Source organism: Sphingomonas sp. Leaf22 (assembly GCF_001421715.1).
Lineage (GTDB): Bacteria > Pseudomonadota > Alphaproteobacteria > Sphingomonadales > Sphingomonadaceae > Sphingomonas.
Genome location: NZ_LMKP01000002.1, coordinates 36,338 through 57,379, shown reverse-complemented (window position 1 = coordinate 57,379; position 21,042 = coordinate 36,338). Strand labels below are relative to the sequence as shown.

Here is a 21,042-nt window from a genome sequence, read left to right as displayed (position 1 = left end):
CGCCGATGCCGGCTTACGCAAAAGGAGCGCCGGCTTGAACCAACGCTCCCTTTGCCAACCGACGATCGGCTCAACGCTCGGGAAGTGCGGGCGGTGAGGCGTTGACCGGGCCCAACCAGAAAACACCGTCATAGCTCGGCGTAGCTGCCTCCCCAGGCAACGGTCGCAGGGAGACGAACTGCGGAAGGTCAAGCGCGGCGTCAGCACGCAACGGATGCGCAGCGCATTCGATCGCGTCTGAACCGACCGGCTGACCCGGCACCGGCTTGTAACCGGCACGCATCTGACAATTCCAGCTTGAACCTCCCGCCGTGACCATATTGAGCGACACGACCTGCGCCGCTGGAGCAAGATGCACCGCCATCGGTCGGAAGACGATCCCCCGCCGCTCGATCGGCATCTTTTGGGCGTGAACGTTCCCCGTCAGCACTAAAACACGATCATAGCGTCCGGCGGCAACCGCGGCGCGAACATTCTCTGCCTGCGCTGCCTCGTGCGGCTCCTGACCCGGGAGGTGTGCAAACTTCGCGCGTTGGGCATCGTCTCGATCACCGTTGAACGCGACGATCGCGATCGGCATCCCGTCGCTTTCGGCCGCGTGCAAGCGGATGAGCAAGTCGCGCATCGCTTCGCTGCCCCGACCATCCGTCTCATCGACCCAGCCCTGCCTCATCAGCTCGCCGGGAAACTGCGCCGGAGGCAGACGCCAAGCCGCCTGGAAAGCAGCATCTGCTCTCGCGCTCAGTTCGACCGCAACTAGCACTCGCTCGCCTCGCTTCGCCAGCGCACAAGCGAAATTGCCGACAAAGGCCGGAGACTCCCTTGATCCGTGAATTTCACCGAAGACCACGTAGCGTGGATTACGCTGGAGGACCTGCTGCCACCCTTTAGGAAGCGAACATTGCTCGCCGGCTAACGCCGGAGCGGAAAAAGCCAGCACGGAGGCCGCCAAGGCGAATCGAATAGTGCGCATGGCCCGATGGTATTCGCAGGCACATTGGCGACAAGTCCTGTTCGACTAATCCGATAGAACGACACAAGCGATAAACGACAAGGAGCGCCGGCTCGCACCGACGCTCCCTTCCCCGACCGACGATTAGCTCAGCGCAGAATCGAACGCCCCGCATAGCGCGCGGCTCCTGCCAGTTCTTCCTCGATCCGGATGAGCTGGTTGTACTTGGCAAGCCGGTCCGACCGCGCCAGCGAGCCGGTCTTGATCTGGCCGCAGTTGGTCGCGACCGCGAGGTCGGCGATCGTCGCGTCCTCGGTCTCGCCCGACCGGTGCGACATGACCGCGGTATAGCGGTTGCGCTGCGCCAGGTTCACCGCCTCCAGCGTTTCGGTCAGCGTGCCGATCTGGTTGACCTTCACCAGCAGCGAATTGGCGAGGCCCTGTTCCAGACCCATCGCCAGCCGCTTCGGATTGGTCACGAACAGATCGTCGCCGACCAGCTGGACCTTGTCGCCGATCTTGTCGGTCAGCGCCTTCCAGCCTTCGAAATCGTCCTCGCCCATGCCGTCCTCGATCGACAGGATCGGATAGCGCGCGGCGAGATCGGCGAGGTAATCGGCCATTTCGTGCGGGGAGAGCGACTTGCCCTCGCCGACCATCTCGTACCGGCCGCCCTTGAAGAATTCGGTCGCGGCGCAATCGAGCGCCAGCATGACGTCCTCGCCCGGCTTGTACCCGGCGCGCTCGATGCTCTGCATGATGAAGTCGAGCGCGTCGATCGTGCTGTTGAGCGCCGGGGCAAAGCCGCCTTCGTCGCCGACCGAGGTGGCGAGGCCCTTTTCGGACAGGCCCTTCTTCAGCGTGTGGAAGATTTCCGAGCCGCACCGGACCGCTTCGGCGATGCTGTCGGCACCGACCGGCATGACCATGAATTCCTGGAAATCGATCGGGTTGTCGGCATGTTCGCCGCCGTTGATGATGTTCATCATCGGCACCGGCAGCAGATGCGCCGACACGCCGCCGACATAGCGGTACAGCGGCAGGCCACGGGCATCCGTCGCCGCCTTCGCCACGGCGAGGCTGACGCCGAGGATCGCGTTCGCGCCCAGCCGGCCCTTGTTCTCGGTACCGTCGAGTTGGATCATCGCCTCATCGATGTCACTCTGGTCCTCTGCATCCATGCCCAGCACCGCTTCGGCGATGTCGCCGTTCACCGCTTCGACCGCGCCCAGCACGCCCTTGCCCAGATAGACGCTCTTGTCGCCATCGCGCTTCTCGACGGCTTCGTGCGCGCCGGTCGACGCGCCCGACGGGACCGCGGCACGGCCGAAGCTGCCATCCTCCAGCAGCACATCGACCTCGACGGTCGGATTGCCGCGGCTGTCGAGGATCTGGCGGCCATGCACCTGAATGATTGCGGTCACGTAACGACTCCTTTGATATCCGTGCGGGACGGCGTGGTCGCCGCCCCTCTATCCATTCGGCCCGCCGCTCGCAAATCCTTGCGTGCCGCACGGAACCCGACCTGTGCGACATGGTTTTCCTACCGAAACGAAGAAAGGATTCGTTATGACCGACTTCAATCGGCCCGGCAGTTCGCCGGCCACCAGCGATACCGCTGTCGACTTCAACGCCGATATCAACCCGACCACCGGCGGCACCGTCGAGTTCTCCCCGGCCGCCACGACGTCGTTCGATTCGGAAGCGAGCGCGACCGGCAGCACCACCCAGACGCTGAAGGACGAGGCATCGAAGCTGTCGGCCAAGGCGACCGAAAAGGCACGCGGCCTCGCCGATGAAGGCAAGGCACGCGCGACCGGGGCGCTCGACGAATTCTCGAAGTTGATGGAAGATGCCGCCGGCACCGTCGATGAGAAGCTGGGCGAGCAATATGGCCAATATGCTCGCTCGGCCGCCAAGGCGATTTCGGGCTTCTCGGACAATCTGCGCGGCAAGGAAGTCGACGATCTGATCGCCGACGCCAGCGATTTCGTCCGCAAGAGTCCGGCCGTCGCCATCGGCACCGCTGCAGCCCTCGGCTTCCTGCTGGCGCGCATCGTGAAGGCCGGCACCGATGCCGACACCCTCCCCGTGGTAAAGGGCTGATCCCGATCATGGGGGACGAGGGGCTGGGAACGGTTGTCGGCCGGGTCGTCGAGGACGCAAAGGCCTATGCCAAGGCCGAGGTGACGCTGTGGAAGATGGTGGCCAGCACGCGCGGGTCGCAGGCCGGCATCGCCATCGGCCTCGCGGCCGGCGCGGTGGTCATCGCCTTGTCGGCGGTTACCGCCCTGCTGATCGGTGCAATCCTGTCGCTGCGGCCGATCATGGGGCCGGGCTGGGCTACATTGCTGGTCGTCGTCGTGGCGCTGGTCGTCGCCGCGATCCTCGCCAAGGTTGCGTTGTCGAGCTTCAAGCGCGTCGTCGCACCGTTGGGAGACAGCTGATGATCCCGCCGACCCTCGCCGCCGCCCGTGCCGATGCGCTGATAAAGCGTGCCCGGTTGCAGGCCAGCGTTGCCGAAGCAAAGCATCGCCTGTCGCCGTCGACCATCGCCTCGGGCGTCGCCGACGACCTGCGCGACAAGGCGGAGGACGGCGTCGCGATCGTGATGGAACGGCCGGGTGTCGCCGCCGGCATCGCGACCGGCGTCGTCGCCCTGCTCGCCCGCAAGCGCATCGCCCGGCTGTTCCGCAAGGCGCCACCCCCGCCCCCCATCGCCCCGCCCCCGCCCGTCCCGAACAAGGAATGACATCATGAGCGAACTCAAGACCGTCCCGCACGAAACCGCGGGCACCATCGACACGCTGAAGGAAAAGGCGTCGACCGCCGCCCACGCGACCAGCGACGCCGCCCACGACGCCGCCAAGCGTGCGTCGGACGCCGCACACGAAGCCGCCCAGCGTGCGTCGGAAGCGGCGCACGAGGCCGCCAAGCGCGCATCGGACACGATCGAGACCAATCCGCTCGCGGTCCTCGCCGGCGGCCTTGCGCTCGGTGCCGTCGTCGGTGCCTTGCTGCCGCGCACCGCGCAGGAAACGAAGACGCTCGCCCCGCTCGGCAAGAAGCTGGCCGCAGCCGCCACCGCCGCTGCCGCGACGGCACGCGACGTCGGCAAGGAGCAGCTGACCGCCGCGCTGCCGAGCAAGGACGGTGCCAAGGAACAGATCCGCGCCGCCTTCGGCACGGTGGTGCAGGCGGCCAAGGACAGCGGCAAGGCTGCCGTCAAGGGCTGACCTCCGCCACGAATCCGAGTTTATGGGTTGAAGGGTACGCTCCGTCCGCTATGCGACGGGGCGTATCTTTTTTTTGCACTGCGGGAGCGATCATGAGCAAACTCCACCTCGTCTTCGGCGGCCGCGTCGCCGATCCGCGCACGCTCGATTTCGCCGACCTGAAGGCGATCGACGTCGTCGGCATCTTCGGCGACTATGCCAGCGCCGAAAAGGCATGGCGCGCCGCTGCACAGCGGACCGTCGACGATGCCGAGATGAAGTATGTGGTGGTCCATCTCCACCGCCTGCTCGAACCGGAACTGCCGGCGGCATAAGGCCCCCGATCCCGAACGGCTCCCTGTACCCCGTTCGGTTCGAGCAGCTTCGAGCCTGTCGAGAAGCGTCCGTCGAGAACTTGGTCGTTTGGGGCACTGCCTTCTCGACTACCGTTCTCGACAGGCTCGAACCTCCGCTCGAAGCAAATGGGGAGGTGTGGACAGGGAACGGTGCCGCGGATCAGTCGGCCCGAGCCACCCGCACCCCCCAGCGCCACCGCAACAAGGGCCGCAGCAACACCATTCCGGCAATGAACCCGCCGGCATGTGCCGCCCCCGCGACCGGCATGCCGCTGCCCGCACTCGCCCAGCCGATCGCCAGATTCAGCAGCGTCCAGCTGACCCCCAGCCATATCGCATGGACGACATGCGCCGGCACCGGTCCGATCGCCTTCGCCTTGCCGCCGCCGAACAGCAGCGCATAGGCCCCGATCAGCGCCGAGATCGCCCCACTCGCCCCGATCATCGGCGCGGGCGAAGTCGGTCCGGCCAGCCACTGCGCCGCCACCGACGCATAGGCGCCGACCAGCAACAGTACCAATACTCCGCGCAATCCGACCGCGCGCTGCGTCGGGGTGCCGACGATGGCGAGGGTCAGCAGATTGAAGCCGAGATGCAACCACCCGTCATGGATGAATGCGGCGGTAATCGGGGTCAGCCATACCGGCACGAACGGCGCAAACCCCTCGATCGATGCGACATTGCTGGTCATCCGCAACGGCACGAAGCCCGCCGCGATCGCCGCGCTCCATACGCCACCGGTCAGGATCAGCCACGCGCTGACGCACACGATCAACCCGCCGATCACCACGATCGACGGGGAAGGACGCCGTTCGAACATGGGCGTTTAGATGAACTCGATCTTCGAGATCTGGTAATACCGGTCGCCCGACGGCACGGTCACCTCGACATCGTCATCGATCTTGCGCCCGATCAGCGCGCGGCCCATCGGCGAATTGTACGAAATGCGGCCCGACTTGGCATCGGCCTCGGTCTGGCCGACGATCTGGTAGGTGACCGCCTTGTCATCCTCGTCGAGCAGGGTGACGGTCGCGCCGAACACGACCTTGTCGCCCGACAGCTCTTTCGGATCGATCACCTGTGCGCGGGACAGCTTGTCCTCGATATCGGCGATCGACGCCTCGATCTGGCCCTGCCGTTCCTTCGCAGCATGATATTCGGCGTTTTCCGACAGATCGCCATGCGCGCGCGCTTCCTCGATCGCGTCGATGATCTGTGGCCGTTCGACCTTCAGTTGCTTGAGATGCACCGTCAGGCGATCATAGCCCTCTTGCAACATCGGCATCTTTTCGACCGTCGCCATCGCGCGCGCGTCCCTTTTCGTAAGTAGCCCCCTCACACGGCCGGGCCTCCCTGCCCGTCCGTGCGCAACTATTCGTTGATGGGGATCAGTTGTGCGATCAAGAATAATAGGACTGCAACGGCCGCACTTCAAGGGAGCGGGCGGCCAGTGCCTGAATGGCCTGTGCCACCGCCACGCTGGCCGGGGCGGTCGTGAAATACGGGACCTTCTGCGACTGCGCCGACGCGCGGATCGATTCGGAGTCCTTCAGCGACTGCCAGCCTTCGGTCGTGTTGAAGATCATCGCGATCGCACCGTCGAAAATCTTGTCGACGATATGCGGACGGCCCTGCGCCACCTTGTTCACGCGTTCGACCGGCACGCCATGTTCGGCCAGATAATCGGCGGTGCCGGCGGTCGCGACGATCCTGAACCCCATCTCGACCAGCAACTGCACGCCGGGCAGGATCACCGGCTTGTCGCCCGACTTGACCGAGACGAACACCGTGCCACCGGTCGGCAGGACGATGCTCGCGCCCATCTGTGCCTTGGCAAACGCGGTCGCGAAATCGCTATCGATTCCCATGACTTCGCCGGTCGACTTCATTTCCGGTGACAGCACCGGATCGACACCGGGGAAGCGGCCCCATGGGAACACCGCTTCCTTGACCGCGACATGGTCTATGTGGCGGTCGATCATCGGCAGGTCGGCCAGCTTCTCGCCCGCCATCACCCGCGCCGCGATCTTGGCGACCGGCGTGCCGATCGCCTTGGCGACGAACGGCACCGTGCGGCTGGCGCGCGGATTGACCTCGATCAGATAGACCTTGCCGTCCTTGACCGCGAACTGGATGTTCATCAGCCCCTTGACGTTCAGTGCCTTGGCCAGCGCCACCGTCTGCCGCTCGATCTCGGCGATGACGTCGGCGGTCAGCGAATAAGGCGGCATCGAACACGCGCTGTCGCCCGAATGGACGCCCGCTTCCTCGATATGCTGCAACACGCCCGCGACGACGACATCGTCGCCATCGGCGATCGCATCGACATCCACCTCGATCGCGTCGCGCAGATACTGGTCGATCAGCACCGGCGAATCGCCCGACACCTGCACCGCCGTCTGGATATAATCGTCGAGCTGCCCCAGCGAATCGACTATCTCCATTGCGCGCCCGCCCAGCACATAGCTCGGCCGCATCAGCACCGGATAGCCGATCCGCTCGGCGATCACCGCCGCTTCGTCGCGGCTGCGCGCCAGACCATTGGCCGGCTGGAGCAGGCCAAGCGAGGTGACCAGATCGGCGAACCGCTCACGATCCTCGGCCAGATCGATCGAGTCCGGCGTGGTGCCGAGGATCGGGATACCGGCCGCTTCGAGTGCGCGGGCGAGGTTCAGCGGCGTCTGCCCGCCAAACTGCACGATCACCCCGACCAGTTCGCCCTGCGACGCTTCGACGTGCAGGATTTCCAGCACGTCCTCGGCGGTCAGCGGCTCGAAATACAGCCGGTCCGACGTGTCGTAATCGGTCGACACCGTTTCGGGATTGCAGTTGACCATGATGGTTTCATAGCCGGCGTCGCTCAACGCAAAGCAGGCATGGCAGCAGCAATAATCGAACTCGATCCCCTGCCCGATCCGGTTCGGACCGCCGCCGAGGATGACGATTTTCCGCGCGTCCGACGGCGCGCTTTCATCCTCCGGCTCGCCGAACGTCGGCGCTTCGTAGGTCGAATACATGTACGGCGTCTTCGCCTCGAACTCGGCCGCACAAGTATCGATCCGCTTGAAGACCGGCCGCACGCCCAGCTTGTGGCGATGCGCGCGCACTTCTTCCTCAGTCACGCCGCCAGTCATCATCTTGACGACCTCGTGGATCAGGCCCGAGCCACGCGCGATGCCACGCTCCATGCCGCGCAGATTGGCCGATTGCAGCGCCAGCCATGCCAGCCGCTTGTCGCTGAATCCCATCGACTTCAGCCGGCGCATCCCCGCGGCGTCCTGCGGCAGGCCGTTGGTGCAGACTTCGGTTTCCGCCGCGACGATTTCGGCAATGCGTTCGAGGAACCACGGATCGTACTTCGCGATGGCGTGGACTTCGGCGACGCTGAAGCCTTCGCGCAGCGCCTGTGCCGCGACCAGCAGCCGGTCGGGGGTCGCCACGGCCAGCGCCGCCTCGATTTCCGCACGCGGCGCACCGGCAAGGCGCTCGACGGTGTTGAAGCCCGACAGCCCGGTTTCCAGACCACGCAGTGCCTTCTGCATCGACTCATGAATATTACGGCCGATCGCCATGACCTCGCCGACCGACTTCATCGCGGTCGACAGCACCGCCTGCGACCCCTTGAACTTTTCGAAGGCGAAGCGCGGAATCTTGGTGACGACATAGTCGATCGTCGGTTCGAACGACGCCGGCGTGGCGCCGGTGATGTCGTTGGTGATCTCGTCGAGCGTATAGCCGACCGCCAGCTTCGCCGCGACCTTTGCGATCGGGAAGCCGGTCGCCTTCGACGCCAGTGCCGACGACCGCGACACGCGCGGGTTCATCTCGATGACGATCAGGCGGCCGTCCTTCGGATTGACCGCGAACTGTACGTTCGAACCGCCTGTTTCGACACCGATTTCTCGGAGTACCGCGATCGATGCATTGCGCATGATCTGATATTCCTTGTCTGTCAGCGTCAGCGCGGGGGCGACGGTAATCGAATCGCCGGTGTGGACGCCCATCGGATCGATATTCTCGATCGAACACACGATGATGGCATTGTCCGCGCGGTCGCGGACGACTTCCATCTCATATTCCTTCCACCCGAGCAGCGATTCCTCGATCAGCACCTCGGTGGTCGGCGACGCGTCCAGCCCTTCGCGAACGATCTTCAGAAATTCGTCACGGTTATAGGCGACGCCGCCGCCGGTCCCGCCCAGCGTGAAGGACGGGCGGATGATCGCCGGCAGCCCGACATGTTCGAGGCCCGCCAGCGCCTCCGCCTCGCTGTGCGCGATATGGCTGCGCGCCGATTCGAGGCCGATCTTGTCCATCGCGACCTTGAACTTCTGACGGTCCTCGGCCTTGTCGATCGCCTCGGCATCGGCGCCGATCATGGTCACGCCGAACTTTTCGAGCGTCCCGTCATTCGCCAGCGCCAGCGCAGTGTTCAGCGCGGTCTGCCCGCCCATCGTCGGCAGCACCGCATCGGGGCGCTCCTTCTCGATGATCTTGGCGACGACCGCCGGGGTGATCGGCTCGACATAGGTCGCGTCGGCCAGGTCCGGATCGGTCATGATCGTCGCGGGGTTGGAGTTGACGAGGACGATGCGATAGCCCTCCTCCTTCAACGCCTTGATCGCCTGCACGCCCGAGTAATCGAACTCGCAAGCCTGACCGATGACGATCGGCCCCGCGCCGATGACGAGGATGGACGAAATGTCGGTGCGTTTTGGCATCAGCGTTCCTGAACAACTTGTATCGGGTTGCCGAAGCAACTTGAGTTCTGAGCGATCACATCCGCGGCTGGCGCGTTATGCGTAATTTTCAGGCCGCCATCACTACGCGGATCTAGGCGTAGCTGCGGCTGGCCCCGTAATGCCAGGGCGTGGCATTCGCGATCCCACAGTCCAGGCTTGGTGACGATGACCACACGGGAAAAGCCGGTGGTGGCGCCGCAATCCGTCATCTGGACCCGAGCGATCGCGCCGTTCGAAAGGCGCGCATGCTGGTAATAGGTCGTTTCGCAACTACCGCCTCCCGCCATCCAGATTAACAGCCACAAACCACCGCCGATCAGGACGGCCAGAACGATCACGAGGATCGCGAACCCTTTGAGGGCTCGCTTCAATTCGATCCCCGCATCATCCCCACAAACCGCTCGAACAGATAGAAGCTGTCCTGCGGTCCGGGCGATGCCTCGGGATGATACTGGACCGAAAACGCGCGACCGCCGTCCACTTCGATGCCGGCATTCGATCCGTCGAACAGCGACACATGCGTTTCGCGGACATTCGCCGGCAGGCTGTCGCGTTCGACCGCGAAGCCATGGTTCATGCTGGTGATCTCGACCGCGCCATCCGACAGCCGCTTGACCGGATGGTTCGCGCCGCGATGGCCCTGATGCATCTTGCTGGTGGTCGCGCCCAGCGCGAGGCCGAGCAACTGGTGCCCCAGGCAGATGCCGAACAGCGGTTTGCCCGTCTCCAGCAACTGCCGGATCACCGGCACCGCATAGTCGCCGGTCGCGGCGGGATCGCCCGGACCGTTCGACAGGAAGATGCCGTCGGGGTTGGCCGCCATGACCTCGTCATAGGTCGCGGTAGCTGGTAGCACGGTTACTTCGGCACCCGCATGAACAAGATTGCGGAAGATATTGCGTTTGCTACCATAATCGATCGCAACGACATGCGGACGCGCGTTCGCCTGCGTGGTACCTTCGCCAACTTCGACACCGGTGCTGTCATCATAGCCCTTGCCCAGATGCCATGCCCCGCCGGCCCAGCCATAATGGGTCTCGCACGACACGGTCTTGGCAAGGTCCATGCCCTCCAGCCCCGGCCACGCCTGCGCCTGTGCCAGCAACACGGGAATATCGAACTCGCCGGTCGCCGAATGCGCGATGACGCCGTTCGGCGCGCCGCCCTGCCGGATGCGGCGGGTCAGCGCGCGGGTGTCGATTCCCGCGAGGCCGATCCGGTTGTGCCGCGCCATCCACGCATCGAGATGCTCGTTCGACCGGAAATTCGACGGCTCGGTCACATCCTCACGGACGATCATGCCCAGCGCATGCGGATCGTTCGCCTCGACGTCGTCGACATTGGTGCCGACATTGCCGATGTGCGGAAAGGTGAAGGTGATGATCTGCCCGGCAAAGGACGGATCGGTCATGATTTCCTGATACCCGGTCATCGCGGTGTGGAAGCACACCTCGCCCACCGCTGCGCCTTCGGCACCGAAGCCACGGCCCCACAGCACGTCGCCATTGGCAAGGACCAGAACACCCGTAGCTCCGTCGGGCATGGCGAATGGCTTGGCGTCGGCCATGATGGGCGGGCACTCCTGGGTAAATCTGATGATGTCGCTAAGCGGTGGCGGCTAGTCCCAACCCCGGCCCCCGTCAATCCTGTGATCGTCGGACGATTGCGGCTAAGGGTGATCGCTTATCCGAACGAACGACATTGGAACCCGCATGATTCGCGACACCATCAAGGACGCGCTGGTCACCGCCATGAAGGGCGGCGACAAGGAAGGCACGGCCACGATCCGGCTGATCCAGTCCTCGATCAAGAACCGCGATATCGAGGCGCGCACCGGCAAGGCTCCCGACAGCGACGACGCGCTGGTCGTCGAAGTGCTCCAGAAAATGGTCAAGCAGCGCCGCGAATCGATCGAGATGTATGAAAAGGGCAATCGCCCCGAACTGGCCGCCGCCGAGGCGCGCGAAGTCACCGTCATCGAACGCTTCCTCCCGCAACAGATGGACGAAGCACAGACGGCCGCCGCGATCGAGGCGATCAAGGCCGATCTGGGCGCGACGGGCATGAAGGACATGGGCCGGGTGATGGCCGAGCTGAAGTCGCGCCACGGCAGCGAGCTCGACATGAGCAAGGCCAGCGCGGCGGTGAAGGCGGCGCTGGGCTGACGCATAAGCGGTTGCCGACCCCGTTCCGTTCGGGGCATATGGTCCCATGACCCTTTCGCCCCAGTTCCTCGACGAGTTGCGCACCCGCACGACGCTGTCGGCGCTGGTCGGCAAGTCGGTGAAGCTCCAGCGGTCGGGCAATGAGCACAAGGCGTGCTGCCCGTTCCATACCGAGAAGACGCCGAGCTTCTGGGTCAATGACGACAAGGGCTTCTACCATTGCTTCGGCTGCGGCGCGCATGGCGATGCGATCCGCTGGATGACCGACCAGCGCGGCCTGCCCTTCATCGACGCGGTGAAGGAACTGGCCGCCGCCGCCGGCCTCGAAATGCCGGCGCAGGATGCACGCTCGGCCAAACAGGCGGAGCGCGCCAAGGGCCTGCACGACTTGATGGCCGACGCGCAGACCTGGTTCGCCGACCGGCTCGGCGACGAAGGCGGCATCGCCCGCGACGCGCTGGCCAAGCGCGGCATCAAGGCGGAAACGGCGCGCGCCTTCGGCATGGGCTTCGCACCCGATGCGCGCGGGCGGTTGAAGGCGGCACTGGCGTCGTACGGCGATCCGATGCTGGTCGAATCGGGGATGCTGATCTCGGTCGAGGGCAAGGAGCCCTATGACCGGTTCCGCGGACGGCTGATCATCCCGATCCGCGATGCACGCGGCCGGACGATGGCGTTCGGCGGGCGCATCCTTGGCGATGGCGAACCGAAATATCTGAACTCGCCCGAAACCCCGCTCTTCGACAAGGGGCGGACGCTCTACAATATCGACCGGGCCCAGACCGCTGCGCGTAAGGCGAAGCGGGTGATCGCGGTCGAGGGTTATATGGACGTCATCGCGCTGGCGCAGGCCGGTTTCGATGAGGTCGTCGCACCGCTCGGCACCGCGCTGACCGAGCATCAGCTCGAACGGCTGTGGCGGATGGCGGACGTGCCGATCCTGTGTTTCGACGGGGATGCCGCGGGGATCAAGGCGGCCCGGCGTGCGGCCGAACGCGCACTGCCGTTGCTGCAACCGGGCAAGAGCATTTCGATCGTCACCATTCCCGACGGCATGGACCCCGACGATCTGGTCCGCGCGGAAGGACCGCAGGCGTTCGAGGATTTGCTCGCACGCCGCGAATCGCTGTCCGATTTTCTGTGGCGGCTGGAACTGGCGACGCTGCCGCCCGGGGCCGGTCCCGATGAGCGGGCCGCGTTCGAGCATGAGCTCGCGCGCCTTGCGGGTACGATCACCCATGAAGGCATTCGCCGCGAATATTTCCGGACGTTCAAGGACCAGTTCTTCGCGCTGTTCGGTGCCAAGGACCGGCGGCTGCGCATCGTCGCCAACGACATGGCGGCGGCGGCGGACGTCAAGGAAGTCGATCTGGTCTTCGCGTTCCAGCGGGCGGTGCTGATGGGGCTGATGCAGCATGTCGACGTGCTCACCCGCCACTGCGAGCTGATCGCGCAGCTGCCGATCAAGAACCAGCAGTTGCAGCGTTGGCGCAACCACCTGATCGACCTTGCCATCTATCGCAGCGACCTGAGCGAAAGCCTGCTGACCGACACGATCGCCGCCGACCGGCAGCTGGTCGACATGGCGCGGCGGAACAAGGAAACCGACCTCGCCTTCACCTTCTGGCTGCGCGACGCCGAGCGGGAAACGGCCGAGACCGACCTGTTGCGCGTGATCCAGATCCTGGTCGACGAACAGGCCTGTCGCCGCGCCGAGAATGCGGCCGCCGAACGGTGCCGTCAGGAAACGACCGAACGGACCTTTGCCGAGTATCAACAGGCCCGGTCCGACCATGCCGCCGTGCAGGCGCGTATCCGCAGCTGGATGGAGGAACTGGACGAGGCGGCTTGATCCCTCGCCGCCGTTTCCCATATCGCCGTCTTAGAATTGCCCGAAATCCACGATCGAACCGCCGGAATGCGCGCTCTTGGCTTGCAAAAGGTACGGTGTCGGACGAAGACGACGGGTAAAATAGCGCTGGGCAGACGCGCTGCGTAAATTTCTGAGGGTTATTGATGGCCAAGGCGAATGGTGGCGGCGACGACACGATCGATACCGGCGACGCGCCGCTGATCGACCTGAACGAAGGGTCGATCAAGAAGCTGGTCGCCCGCGCGAAGAAGCGCGGCTACATCACCGTCGACCAGCTGAACGAAATGCTGCCGCAGGATCAGATGACCTCGGAGCAGATCGAGGACATCATGTCGGCGCTGAACGACATGGGCGTCAACGTCGTCGAGAATGAGGACGCGGGCGAGGACGGCGAAGGCGAGGAACGCGCGAAGCAGGAAGACGACGACGCCGACGACAGCGCCGCCGAACAGGACGAGGCGTCCGCAGCTTTCGAACCGGTCAAGAAGAAGGAAACCGTCGACCGCACCGATGATCCGGTGCGGATGTATCTGCGCGAGATGGGCGCGGTCGAACTGCTGAGCCGCGAGGGCGAAATCGCCATCGCCAAGCGGATCGAGGCCGGTCGCGACACGATGATCTTCGGCCTGTGTGAATCGCCGATCACCTTCAACGCGATTATCGGCTGGTCGACGGCACTGAACGAAGGCACGATGCAGCTGCGCGAGATTCTCGATCTCGACGCGATGCTGTCGAAGGACCCTGCGCCGGAATCGCTGTCCGACGACGAGGACGCCGACGACAATGGCGAGATTTCGTCGAAGAACGCTGGTCCCAGCTTCAAGGAAGAGGAAGAGCCCGAGGAACCGTCGGTCGACGAGGACGAGGATGGCGAACGCCGTGCGCCCCGTCCGAGCGACGACGATGAGGAGGACAACACCCTCAGCCTCGCGCAGATGGAAGAACAGCTCAAGCCGCAGGCGCTGGAGAAGTTCGCCAACATCACCGCGATCTTCAAGAAGTTCTCGAAAATGCAGTCGCAGCGTCTCGACGCGATGGCGACCGGCGATGGCCTGAGCAATGCCGAGGAGCGCAAGTATCAGAAGCTGCGCGAGGAGCTGACGGCCGAGGTCGAAAGCGTCCAGTTCCATCAGGCGAAGATCGAATATCTGGTCGATCAGCTATACGCCTATAACCGGCGCCTGACCGCGCTGGGCGGGCAGATGCTGCGTCTGGCCGAGCGTCACAAGGTGCCGCGCAAGGCGTTCCTCGACAGCTATGTCGATCACGAGCTGGACGAACAGTGGCTGACCTCGGTCGCGACGATCGACAAGAAGTGGAAGGCGTTCGTCGATAACGAAGGCGCTGCAGTCGATCGCATCCGCACCGAGATCGCCGAGATCGCGCAGCAGACCGGCATGGCGCTGGGCGAGTTCCGGCGCATCGTCAACATGGTCCAGAAGGGCGAGCGCGAGGCGCGGATCGCCAAGAAGGAAATGGTCGAGGCCAATCTGCGCCTCGTCATCTCGATCGCCAAGAAATACACCAATCGCGGCCTGCAATTCCTCGACCTGATCCAAGAGGGGAATATCGGGTTGATGAAGGCGGTCGATAAGTTCGAATATCGTCGCGGTTACAAGTTCAGCACCTATGCGACGTGGTGGATCCGGCAGGCGATCACCCGCTCGATCGCCGATCAGGCGCGGACGATCCGCATCCCGGTGCATATGATCGAGACGATCAACAAGCTGGTCCGCACCAGCCGCCAGTTCCTGCACGAACAGGGCCGCGAACCGACGCCGGAGGAAATGGCCGAACGGCTGTCGATGCCGCTCGAAAAGGTTCGCAAGGTGATGAAGATCGCCAAGGAGCCGATCAGCCTCGAAACGCCGATCGGCGACGAGGAAGATTCGCATCTCGGCGACTTCATCGAGGACAAGAACGCGATCATCCCGGTCGATGCCGCGATCCAGGCGAATTTGAAGGAAACGGTCACCCGCGTCCTTGCCAGCCTGACTCCGCGCGAAGAACGCGTGCTGCGCATGCGCTTCGGCATCGGCATGAACACCGACCACACGCTCGAAGAAGTCGGACAGCAGTTCAGCGTGACCCGCGAGCGTATTCGCCAGATCGAGGCGAAGGCGCTGCGTAAGCTGAAACATCCGAGCCGCAGCCGGAAAATGCGGTCCTTCCTCGACCAGTAGGTTTCTCCGCCCCGACGCTTCACCAGCGCCGGGGCGTTTCGTTTCGGCGGCAGACCGAAGCCCGAATAGCGGCGTTAAGCGCGGTTAAAGTGCTGGAAACCCTGTTCCTACGCGCTTGAGTTATCTCTTGCGGGCATACCATCGGTCGAGCGGGGATTACCCGGTCAGACGAAAATGGGGGCCGTCGGTGATAGTTGCGATTGCGAACGACACGAATGACAGCGGGGTAGCCGACAGGCTGGCGCAGATCGTTCATGCCGATGGAAGCGGCACACACGCCACACCGGAACGGCTGGCCCATGCCGGCGTCGCCGTGCGCGACATCGCCGATGCGCTGCATCAGCTATGTACGTTGCACGGACGCCATCCGGGCGTGGTCGATCTGGCGAGCAGCGCCACCAACAATCCGGCGGCAGAAGACTGGCTGGCCCGTGCCGGTGCCGCGTTCGTCGAGGAACGCGCCTATCTGATCCGGGTCGCCGCCGCGGCGGGACCGCCGCCGGGCACCCCCGGGCAGGCCGCGACGGAAGCGGCGCTGGCGACGCAACGCAATGCCATCGACCTGCTGTCGCGCTCGGTGCGACCCGGCTGCGCGCTGGGTGCAGCGATTGCGGTGACCCTCGACTGGCCGGTGATCCGCCGCCCTCTCGATGCCGCCGCCGAGCGGATGGGGATCGACGTCATCCCCTGCACCCTGCCCTCGCCTGCGCAAACCCGGCAGCTGATCGCAGCGGTCGCCATGAACGCAGCGGTCGAACGCGCGATGACCTTCGGCATCCAGCAGTTGCTGGCCCAGCATCGCGGCCTGTGGGACCTGATCGCCGCGCGCGCCGAAAGCCGCGGCTAGCGTTCGGCAGAATCTGTCCGTATCGCTTGGCCATGAGTCAGGAACAGGCGATGCGGTTCGAGGGAACCAGGGGCTATGTCGCGACCGACGACCTGAAGGTCGCGGTCAATGCCGCGGTGACGCTGCGCCGCCCGTTGCTGGTCAAGGGCGAACCGGGCACCGGCAAGACGGTATTGGCGCAGGAGATCGCCCGCGCGATCGGTGCCCCCCTGATCGAATGGAACGTCAAATCGACCACGCGCGCGCAGCAGGGCCTGTACGAATATGACGCGGTGGCGCGGCTGCGCGACGGACAATTGGGCGATCCCCGCGTCCACGACATCGCCAACTATATCCGCCAGGGGAAATTATGGGAGGCGTTCGTCAGCCCGACCCTGCCGGTGCTGTTGATCGATGAGGTCGACAAGGCCGATATCGAATTCCCCAACGATCTGCTCCATGAACTCGATCGGATGGCGTTCGACGTGTACGAGACCGGCGAGCGGGTGACGGCCCGCGAACGGCCGATCGTGGTCATCACGTCGAACAACGAGAAGGAGCTGCCCGACGCGTTCCTGCGCCGCTGCTTCTTCCACTATATCCGCTTTCCCGACCGCGCGACGATGCAGGCGATCATCGACGTGCATTTCCCCGGCATCCAGACGTTGCTGGTCAACCGCGCGCTCGACCTGTTCTTCGCGGTGCGCGAGACGCCGGGGCTGAAGAAGAAACCGTCGACCAGCGAACTGCTCGACTGGCTGAAACTGCTGCTGCACGACGACATGCCGCTGGAGGTGCTGGCGTCGCACGATCCGGCCAAGGCGATCCCGCCGCTGCATGGCGCGCTGCTCAAGAACGAACAGGATGTGATGCTGTTCGAACGGCTGGCGTTTCTGCATCGGCGCAAGGGCGGCTGATAGCGCAGGGGGTTGCGTGGACTTTACGATCCGGTAACCATGTTCGCTCATCAATTGGCGACCATCGTTCGGCAGGATCGTCATCATGTTCGGTTCGCTTCTCCGGGGCACGCTGCTCCTCGCCTTTGCCGCTATCGTCAGCGTGCCGGTCGGCGCGCGTTCGCTGCTCGACTATGTCGGGCAATGCGTTCCGTTTGCGCGCGCGGCGTCGGGCGTCGAGATCTATGGCGACGCGTGGACGTGGTGGGATCAGGCGGACGGCCGCTATCCGCGCGGGCACAGGCCGAAGGTCGGTGCCGTTCTCGCCTTTGCCAAAACCGATCGCCTGCCGCTCGGCCATGTCCTCGTCATCAGCCACGTCGTCGAACCGCGCGTCGCGATGGTCACCCACGCGAACTGGTCGCGGATCAACGGGGTGCGCGGCGGCGTCGAGCAGGACGTCACTGTATTCGACGTCTCGGCGAAGGGCGACTGGACGCGGGTGAAGGTCTGGTATCGCGATACGCAGGGGCTGGGCGGTTCGGAATATCCGACGCACGGCTTCATCTACGGCCCCCGCCCCGCTGCCGAACTGGGTGGCAAGGCACCCGATTATGTCGGGTCGCTGATCGACGCCTACGGCCGTTGAGCGCGTCGCACCCGCCCGCCACCGTTCTTTAGGGACTGTCGCGATGACGACCGGGAAGCAGCGCGGCGTCTGGACGGCGGTCGCGCTCATCACGATTGCCGGCCTGATCCTGCGCATTCTCGCCGCGCGGGGCGGCTTGTGGCTCGACGAGGCATGGTCGGCGGTGACCGCGCAGGACGTGGGGACCCCCGCCGGGGTGTTCGTCGGGATTAATCACGACAACAACCACCATCTCAACAGCCTGTGGCTGCAATGGGTAGGTAGCGGTGCCCCGCCACTGCTGCAGCGCGCGCTGTCGATCGCCACCGGCAGCGCGACCATCCCGCTGGCCGCCACGATCGCGCTACGACGGGGGAAAGCGGCGGCGATCCTTGCCGCCATTACCTTCGCCGTTTCGCCGTTTCTGGTGACCTTCGGATCGGAAGCGCGCGGCTATGCGCCGATGCTGTTTGCCTGGGTCGCCGCGATCGGCGTGGCTGACCGCTGGCTTGCCGATCCTGCCGCCCGATCACCGGCGACCGCCATCGCGCTGGCTGCAATCTTCGGGTGCCTGTCACAGGCGACGATGGTCTTTGCCCTTGCAGCACTCGGTCCATGGGTTGCGATCCAGCGATGGCGCGCGGCGGGCTGGCGATCTGCGGTACGCGACACCGCCCGCCTGTTCGTCCCGGCCGCCATCGCGGTCATGCTGCTGATCGCCATCGCGTGGACGGCGGCCGCGACCAGCAAGGCCGGGTTCCAGTTCGGTGCGCGCGAACCGCATGACGACTGGAGAATGCTGCTCGGCCTCGAACAGTTGTGGACATGGAGTTGCGGGCTGTGGGTCATCGCCCCGGCAGTCGCCATCGCCGGCTGGTTCGTCCGCGACCGGTTCACCGGCCTCGTCCTGCTGACGGCAGTCGCGCTACCGTTGATGGTCGCGCTGCTCGCGCTGCCGAACAGCGGCGCGTCCCGTTACTATATCGTCGCCGTTCCGCCCTTGCTCCTGTCGGCCGCGTGCATCCTGCCCGTCCTGTGGGCGAGGCGGGGCGTCTGGCGTCTGCCTGTGCTGATTGCCGGCACGGTCTTCGTCTGGACTGCGGTCGAACGCGACGGAGCATTGGTGACCAATTTGCGGGGAGACCCCGGTCAGGCGATTTCGAAGCTGACCGAAGTGGCACCGGACGGCGCACGGGTCTCCGTCGCGCTGTCGCGTTCGACCGCGATCCTGATCGCCGCCGCACGGTCGCGCGGCTATCGACTGACCATCGACGACAGCCGCTGCGCGCCGTTTCGCTTTATCGAACGCGACGGCGGCAATCGCTTCCCCGATCCGCTCGTCCATTGCGGCCGGCAATTCGAGGAGATCGCGCGCGGCGACCCGAACGGCCTGTCGGGCAGCCACTGGCGCCTCTACGCCCGATCGCGCTAGAGCATGACCGGACCATGTTGGATCATCGGCACGGCGGTGATTTCGGCGTGCGGCAAGGCGCGAGGAGGGAGCGATGCCGAAGCATCGTAACCGACGAGCAACGCAGCATCACGTCGACAGCAGCCCGCCGCGCAGCGGTCGCCCGCAGGGCGATGACGGTGGTTCAACATGGTCCGGTCATGCTCTAAGACATCGGCCATGTTCCATTCGTTCGTCGAGGCGCTGCGCACCGCCGGCATCGCGGTCAGCATCCGCGAGCATCTGGTCCTGCTCGAAGCGATCGAGCGTGGCGTGATCGACCGGACGCTGGACAGCTTCTATCATTTAGCCCGTACGACCTTCGTCAAGGACGAGAGCCTGATCGACCGGTTCGACCGGGTGTTCGGACAGGCCTTTGCCGGCATCGACGGCACGGCGGGCGTCGATCCGGTCTCCATGCCCGACGAATGGCTGCGTCGCATCGCCGAACGCTATCTCTCACCCGACGACATGGCGAAGGTCGCGGCGACGGGCGATTGGGACGCACTCATGGACCGGTTGCGGCAACGGCTGGCCGAACAGCATGACCGGCATGAAGGCGGATCGAAATGGATCGGTACCGGCGGCACCAGTCCGTTCGGCCATGGCGGCTATAATCCCGAAGGCGTCCGGATCGGCGGAGAGAGCCGCCATCGCCGCGCGGTCAAGGTCTGGGAACAGCGCGCGTTTCGCAACCTCGACAACCAGCGCGAACTCGGCACCCGCAACCTGAAGGTCGCGCTGCGTCGCCTGCGACGCTTCGCCCGCGAAGGGGCCGCCGACGAACTCGATCTCGACGCGACGATCGCGGGAACGGCGCGACGCGGCTTTCTCGACGTTGCGATGCGGCCGGAACGGCGCAATGCCGTCAAGCTGCTGCTGTTCCTCGATGTCGGTGGATCGATGGACCCGTTCGTCGAGCAGGTCGAGGAGTTGTTCTCCGCCGCCACTGCCGAATTCCGGCATCTCGACTTCTTCTATTTCCACAACTGCATTTACGAAGGCGTCTGGCGCGATAACCGCCGTCGCTGGACCGAACGGACCCCGACTGCCGACCTGCTGCGGACCTATGGTCCGGACTACCGCCTTGTCCTGGTCGGCGACGCGGCGATGAGCCCCTACGAGATCCTGCAGCCCGGCGGATCGGTCGAACATGGCAATGCCGAAGCCGGCGCGGTCTGGCTGCAACGCCTGACCGCCCATTGGCGATCGGCGGCGTGGATCAATCCCGCGCCGCCGGACCATTGGCAATGGTCGCACTCGACGCAGTTGATCCGCGACCTGTTCGCCGATCGGATGTACCCGCTGACCCTCGACGGGCTGGACGCCGCCATGCGCGAATTATCGCGCCGGCGATAAGCGTGAGATGCTGTTTGAAAACGCGCCGAAGCGCGTTTCCAAACGAACTCCCAGGACCGATCGACAGTCAGGTGTCAGGCCAGCAAACTGCTCCCCTCCCTGACAAGGGAGGGGCTGGGGGTGGGTAGGTTTGGGGCTGGCGGTACGCTCCCTCGCGGGCCAACCCACCCCCGACCCAGCTTCGGGTAAACAGTGCCCCGCACTGTTTAGGTCATGCCGGGGGCATGACCGGCCCGACGCTCTTGTAAGGGAGGGGAGAAGTTGAAACCTTACCGAATGTCGATCGGCCCTAGGCGGGATCGACATTCAGTTCGTTGGGCGCAGGAATCGTGTTCCATCCCCTCTCGTCACTTCCGCGCAGGCGGGAGTCCATATACGCCAGCGTCGCGGATAGAGC

At 64.9% G+C, this 21,042-nt stretch carries 20 protein-coding genes; 13 read left to right on the top strand and 7 right to left on the bottom strand.

All coding sequences use genetic code 11. From position 1 onward, the window contains the following. Positions 1–70: 70 nt before the first annotated feature. Complete coding sequence (locus tag ASE70_RS02200; protein ID WP_156355917.1) at positions 71–952, bottom strand: hypothetical protein; 882 nt, start codon at positions 950–952, stop codon at positions 71–73. 149 nt (positions 953–1,101) lie between these two features. Beyond that, entirely contained in the window at positions 1,102–2,376 is a 1,275-nt protein-coding gene (gene eno, locus ASE70_RS02195) for a phosphopyruvate hydratase (RefSeq protein ID WP_056500977.1), read from the bottom strand. A gap of 145 nt (positions 2,377–2,521) precedes the next feature. On the opposite strand from eno, the gene ASE70_RS02190 reads away from it, so the two are divergent. The 5 genes from ASE70_RS02190 (at position 2,522) to ASE70_RS02170 (ending at position 4,502) form a co-directional block, all read left to right on the top strand. Next, complete coding sequence (locus tag ASE70_RS02190; protein ID WP_056400566.1) at positions 2,522–3,058, top strand: hypothetical protein; 537 nt, start codon at positions 2,522–2,524, stop codon at positions 3,056–3,058. Between the two features lie 8 nt (positions 3,059–3,066). After that, the gene (locus ASE70_RS02185; protein WP_056500975.1) at positions 3,067–3,399 is read left to right on the top strand and encodes a phage holin family protein; all 333 of its coding nucleotides are present in this window, start codon (positions 3,067–3,069) and stop codon (positions 3,397–3,399) included. Continuing rightward, complete coding sequence (locus ASE70_RS02180) at positions 3,399–3,704, top strand: hypothetical protein (RefSeq protein WP_056500972.1); 306 nt, start codon at positions 3,399–3,401, stop codon at positions 3,702–3,704. Before ASE70_RS02185 ends, ASE70_RS02180 begins: the two co-directional genes overlap by 1 nt. A gap of 4 nt (positions 3,705–3,708) precedes the next feature. Further along, positions 3,709–4,188 (top strand): DUF883 family protein, encoded by a 480-nt coding sequence (locus ASE70_RS19035; RefSeq protein WP_082450541.1) that lies wholly within the window; start codon positions 3,709–3,711, stop codon positions 4,186–4,188. 92 nt (positions 4,189–4,280) lie between these two features. Then, positions 4,281–4,502, top strand: a complete 222-nt coding sequence (locus ASE70_RS02170; RefSeq protein ID WP_056004110.1) for a DUF4170 domain-containing protein — start codon at positions 4,281–4,283, stop codon at positions 4,500–4,502. Positions 4,503–4,683: 181 nt separating this feature from the next. Here the strand turns inward: ASE70_RS02170 and ASE70_RS02165 are convergent, their stop codons facing one another. The 5 genes from ASE70_RS02165 to carA form a co-directional block, all read right to left on the bottom strand. Next, positions 4,684–5,343 carry a rhomboid family intramembrane serine protease gene (locus ASE70_RS02165; protein WP_056500969.1) on the bottom strand — a complete coding sequence of 220 codons (660 nt, stop codon included), beginning with the start codon at positions 5,341–5,343 and terminating at the stop codon, positions 4,684–4,686. 6 nt (positions 5,344–5,349) lie between these two features. Next, a complete protein-coding gene (gene greA / locus ASE70_RS02160) occupies positions 5,350–5,826 on the bottom strand; it encodes a transcription elongation factor GreA (protein ID WP_056500965.1) in 477 nt (158 codons plus the stop codon). Positions 5,827–5,923: 97 nt separating this feature from the next. Beyond that, positions 5,924–9,244, bottom strand: a complete 3,321-nt coding sequence (gene carB, locus ASE70_RS02155) for a carbamoyl-phosphate synthase large subunit (protein WP_056400578.1) — start codon at positions 9,242–9,244, stop codon at positions 5,924–5,926. Then, the gene (locus ASE70_RS02150; protein ID WP_056500963.1) at positions 9,244–9,636 is read right to left on the bottom strand and encodes a hypothetical protein; all 393 of its coding nucleotides are present in this window, start codon (positions 9,634–9,636) and stop codon (positions 9,244–9,246) included. Before ASE70_RS02150 ends, carB begins: the two co-directional genes overlap by 1 nt. Beyond that, the gene (carA, locus tag ASE70_RS02145) at positions 9,633–10,832 is read right to left on the bottom strand and encodes a glutamine-hydrolyzing carbamoyl-phosphate synthase small subunit (RefSeq protein ID WP_056500959.1); all 1,200 of its coding nucleotides are present in this window, start codon (positions 10,830–10,832) and stop codon (positions 9,633–9,635) included. Before carA ends, ASE70_RS02150 begins: the two co-directional genes overlap by 4 nt. A 145-nt stretch (positions 10,833–10,977) precedes the next feature. Here carA and ASE70_RS02140 point away from each other — a divergent pair, with 145 nt between their 5' ends. The 8 genes from ASE70_RS02140 (at position 10,978) to ASE70_RS02105 (ending at position 20,645) form a co-directional block, all read left to right on the top strand. Continuing rightward, positions 10,978–11,430: a GatB/YqeY domain-containing protein gene (locus ASE70_RS02140; protein ID WP_056400590.1), complete on the top strand. Its 453-nt coding sequence runs from the start codon at positions 10,978–10,980 to the stop codon at positions 11,428–11,430. 46 nt (positions 11,431–11,476) lie between these two features. Then, positions 11,477–13,282 carry a DNA primase gene (dnaG, locus tag ASE70_RS02135; protein ID WP_056500956.1) on the top strand — a complete coding sequence of 602 codons (1,806 nt, stop codon included), beginning with the start codon at positions 11,477–11,479 and terminating at the stop codon, positions 13,280–13,282. Between the two features lie 164 nt (positions 13,283–13,446). Next, positions 13,447–15,486 (top strand): RNA polymerase sigma factor RpoD, encoded by a 2,040-nt coding sequence (gene rpoD, locus ASE70_RS02130; protein WP_056004133.1) that lies wholly within the window; start codon positions 13,447–13,449, stop codon positions 15,484–15,486. A gap of 187 nt (positions 15,487–15,673) precedes the next feature. Beyond that, entirely contained in the window at positions 15,674–16,333 is a 660-nt protein-coding gene (locus ASE70_RS02125; protein WP_235519523.1) for a DUF6975 family protein, read from the top strand. 50 nt (positions 16,334–16,383) lie between these two features. Continuing rightward, positions 16,384–17,229 carry an AAA family ATPase gene (locus tag ASE70_RS02120; RefSeq protein ID WP_056501137.1) on the top strand — a complete coding sequence of 282 codons (846 nt, stop codon included), beginning with the start codon at positions 16,384–16,386 and terminating at the stop codon, positions 17,227–17,229. A gap of 85 nt (positions 17,230–17,314) precedes the next feature. After that, entirely contained in the window at positions 17,315–17,857 is a 543-nt protein-coding gene (locus tag ASE70_RS02115; protein ID WP_056500953.1) for a CHAP domain-containing protein, read from the top strand. A 43-nt stretch (positions 17,858–17,900) separates the two neighbouring features. Beyond that, positions 17,901–19,268 carry a hypothetical protein gene (locus ASE70_RS02110; RefSeq protein WP_056500950.1) on the top strand — a complete coding sequence of 456 codons (1,368 nt, stop codon included), beginning with the start codon at positions 17,901–17,903 and terminating at the stop codon, positions 19,266–19,268. 198 nt (positions 19,269–19,466) lie between these two features. Continuing rightward, positions 19,467–20,645, top strand: a complete 1,179-nt coding sequence (locus ASE70_RS02105; RefSeq protein ID WP_056500947.1) for a vWA domain-containing protein — start codon at positions 19,467–19,469, stop codon at positions 20,643–20,645. Positions 20,646–21,042 lie beyond the last annotated feature (397 nt).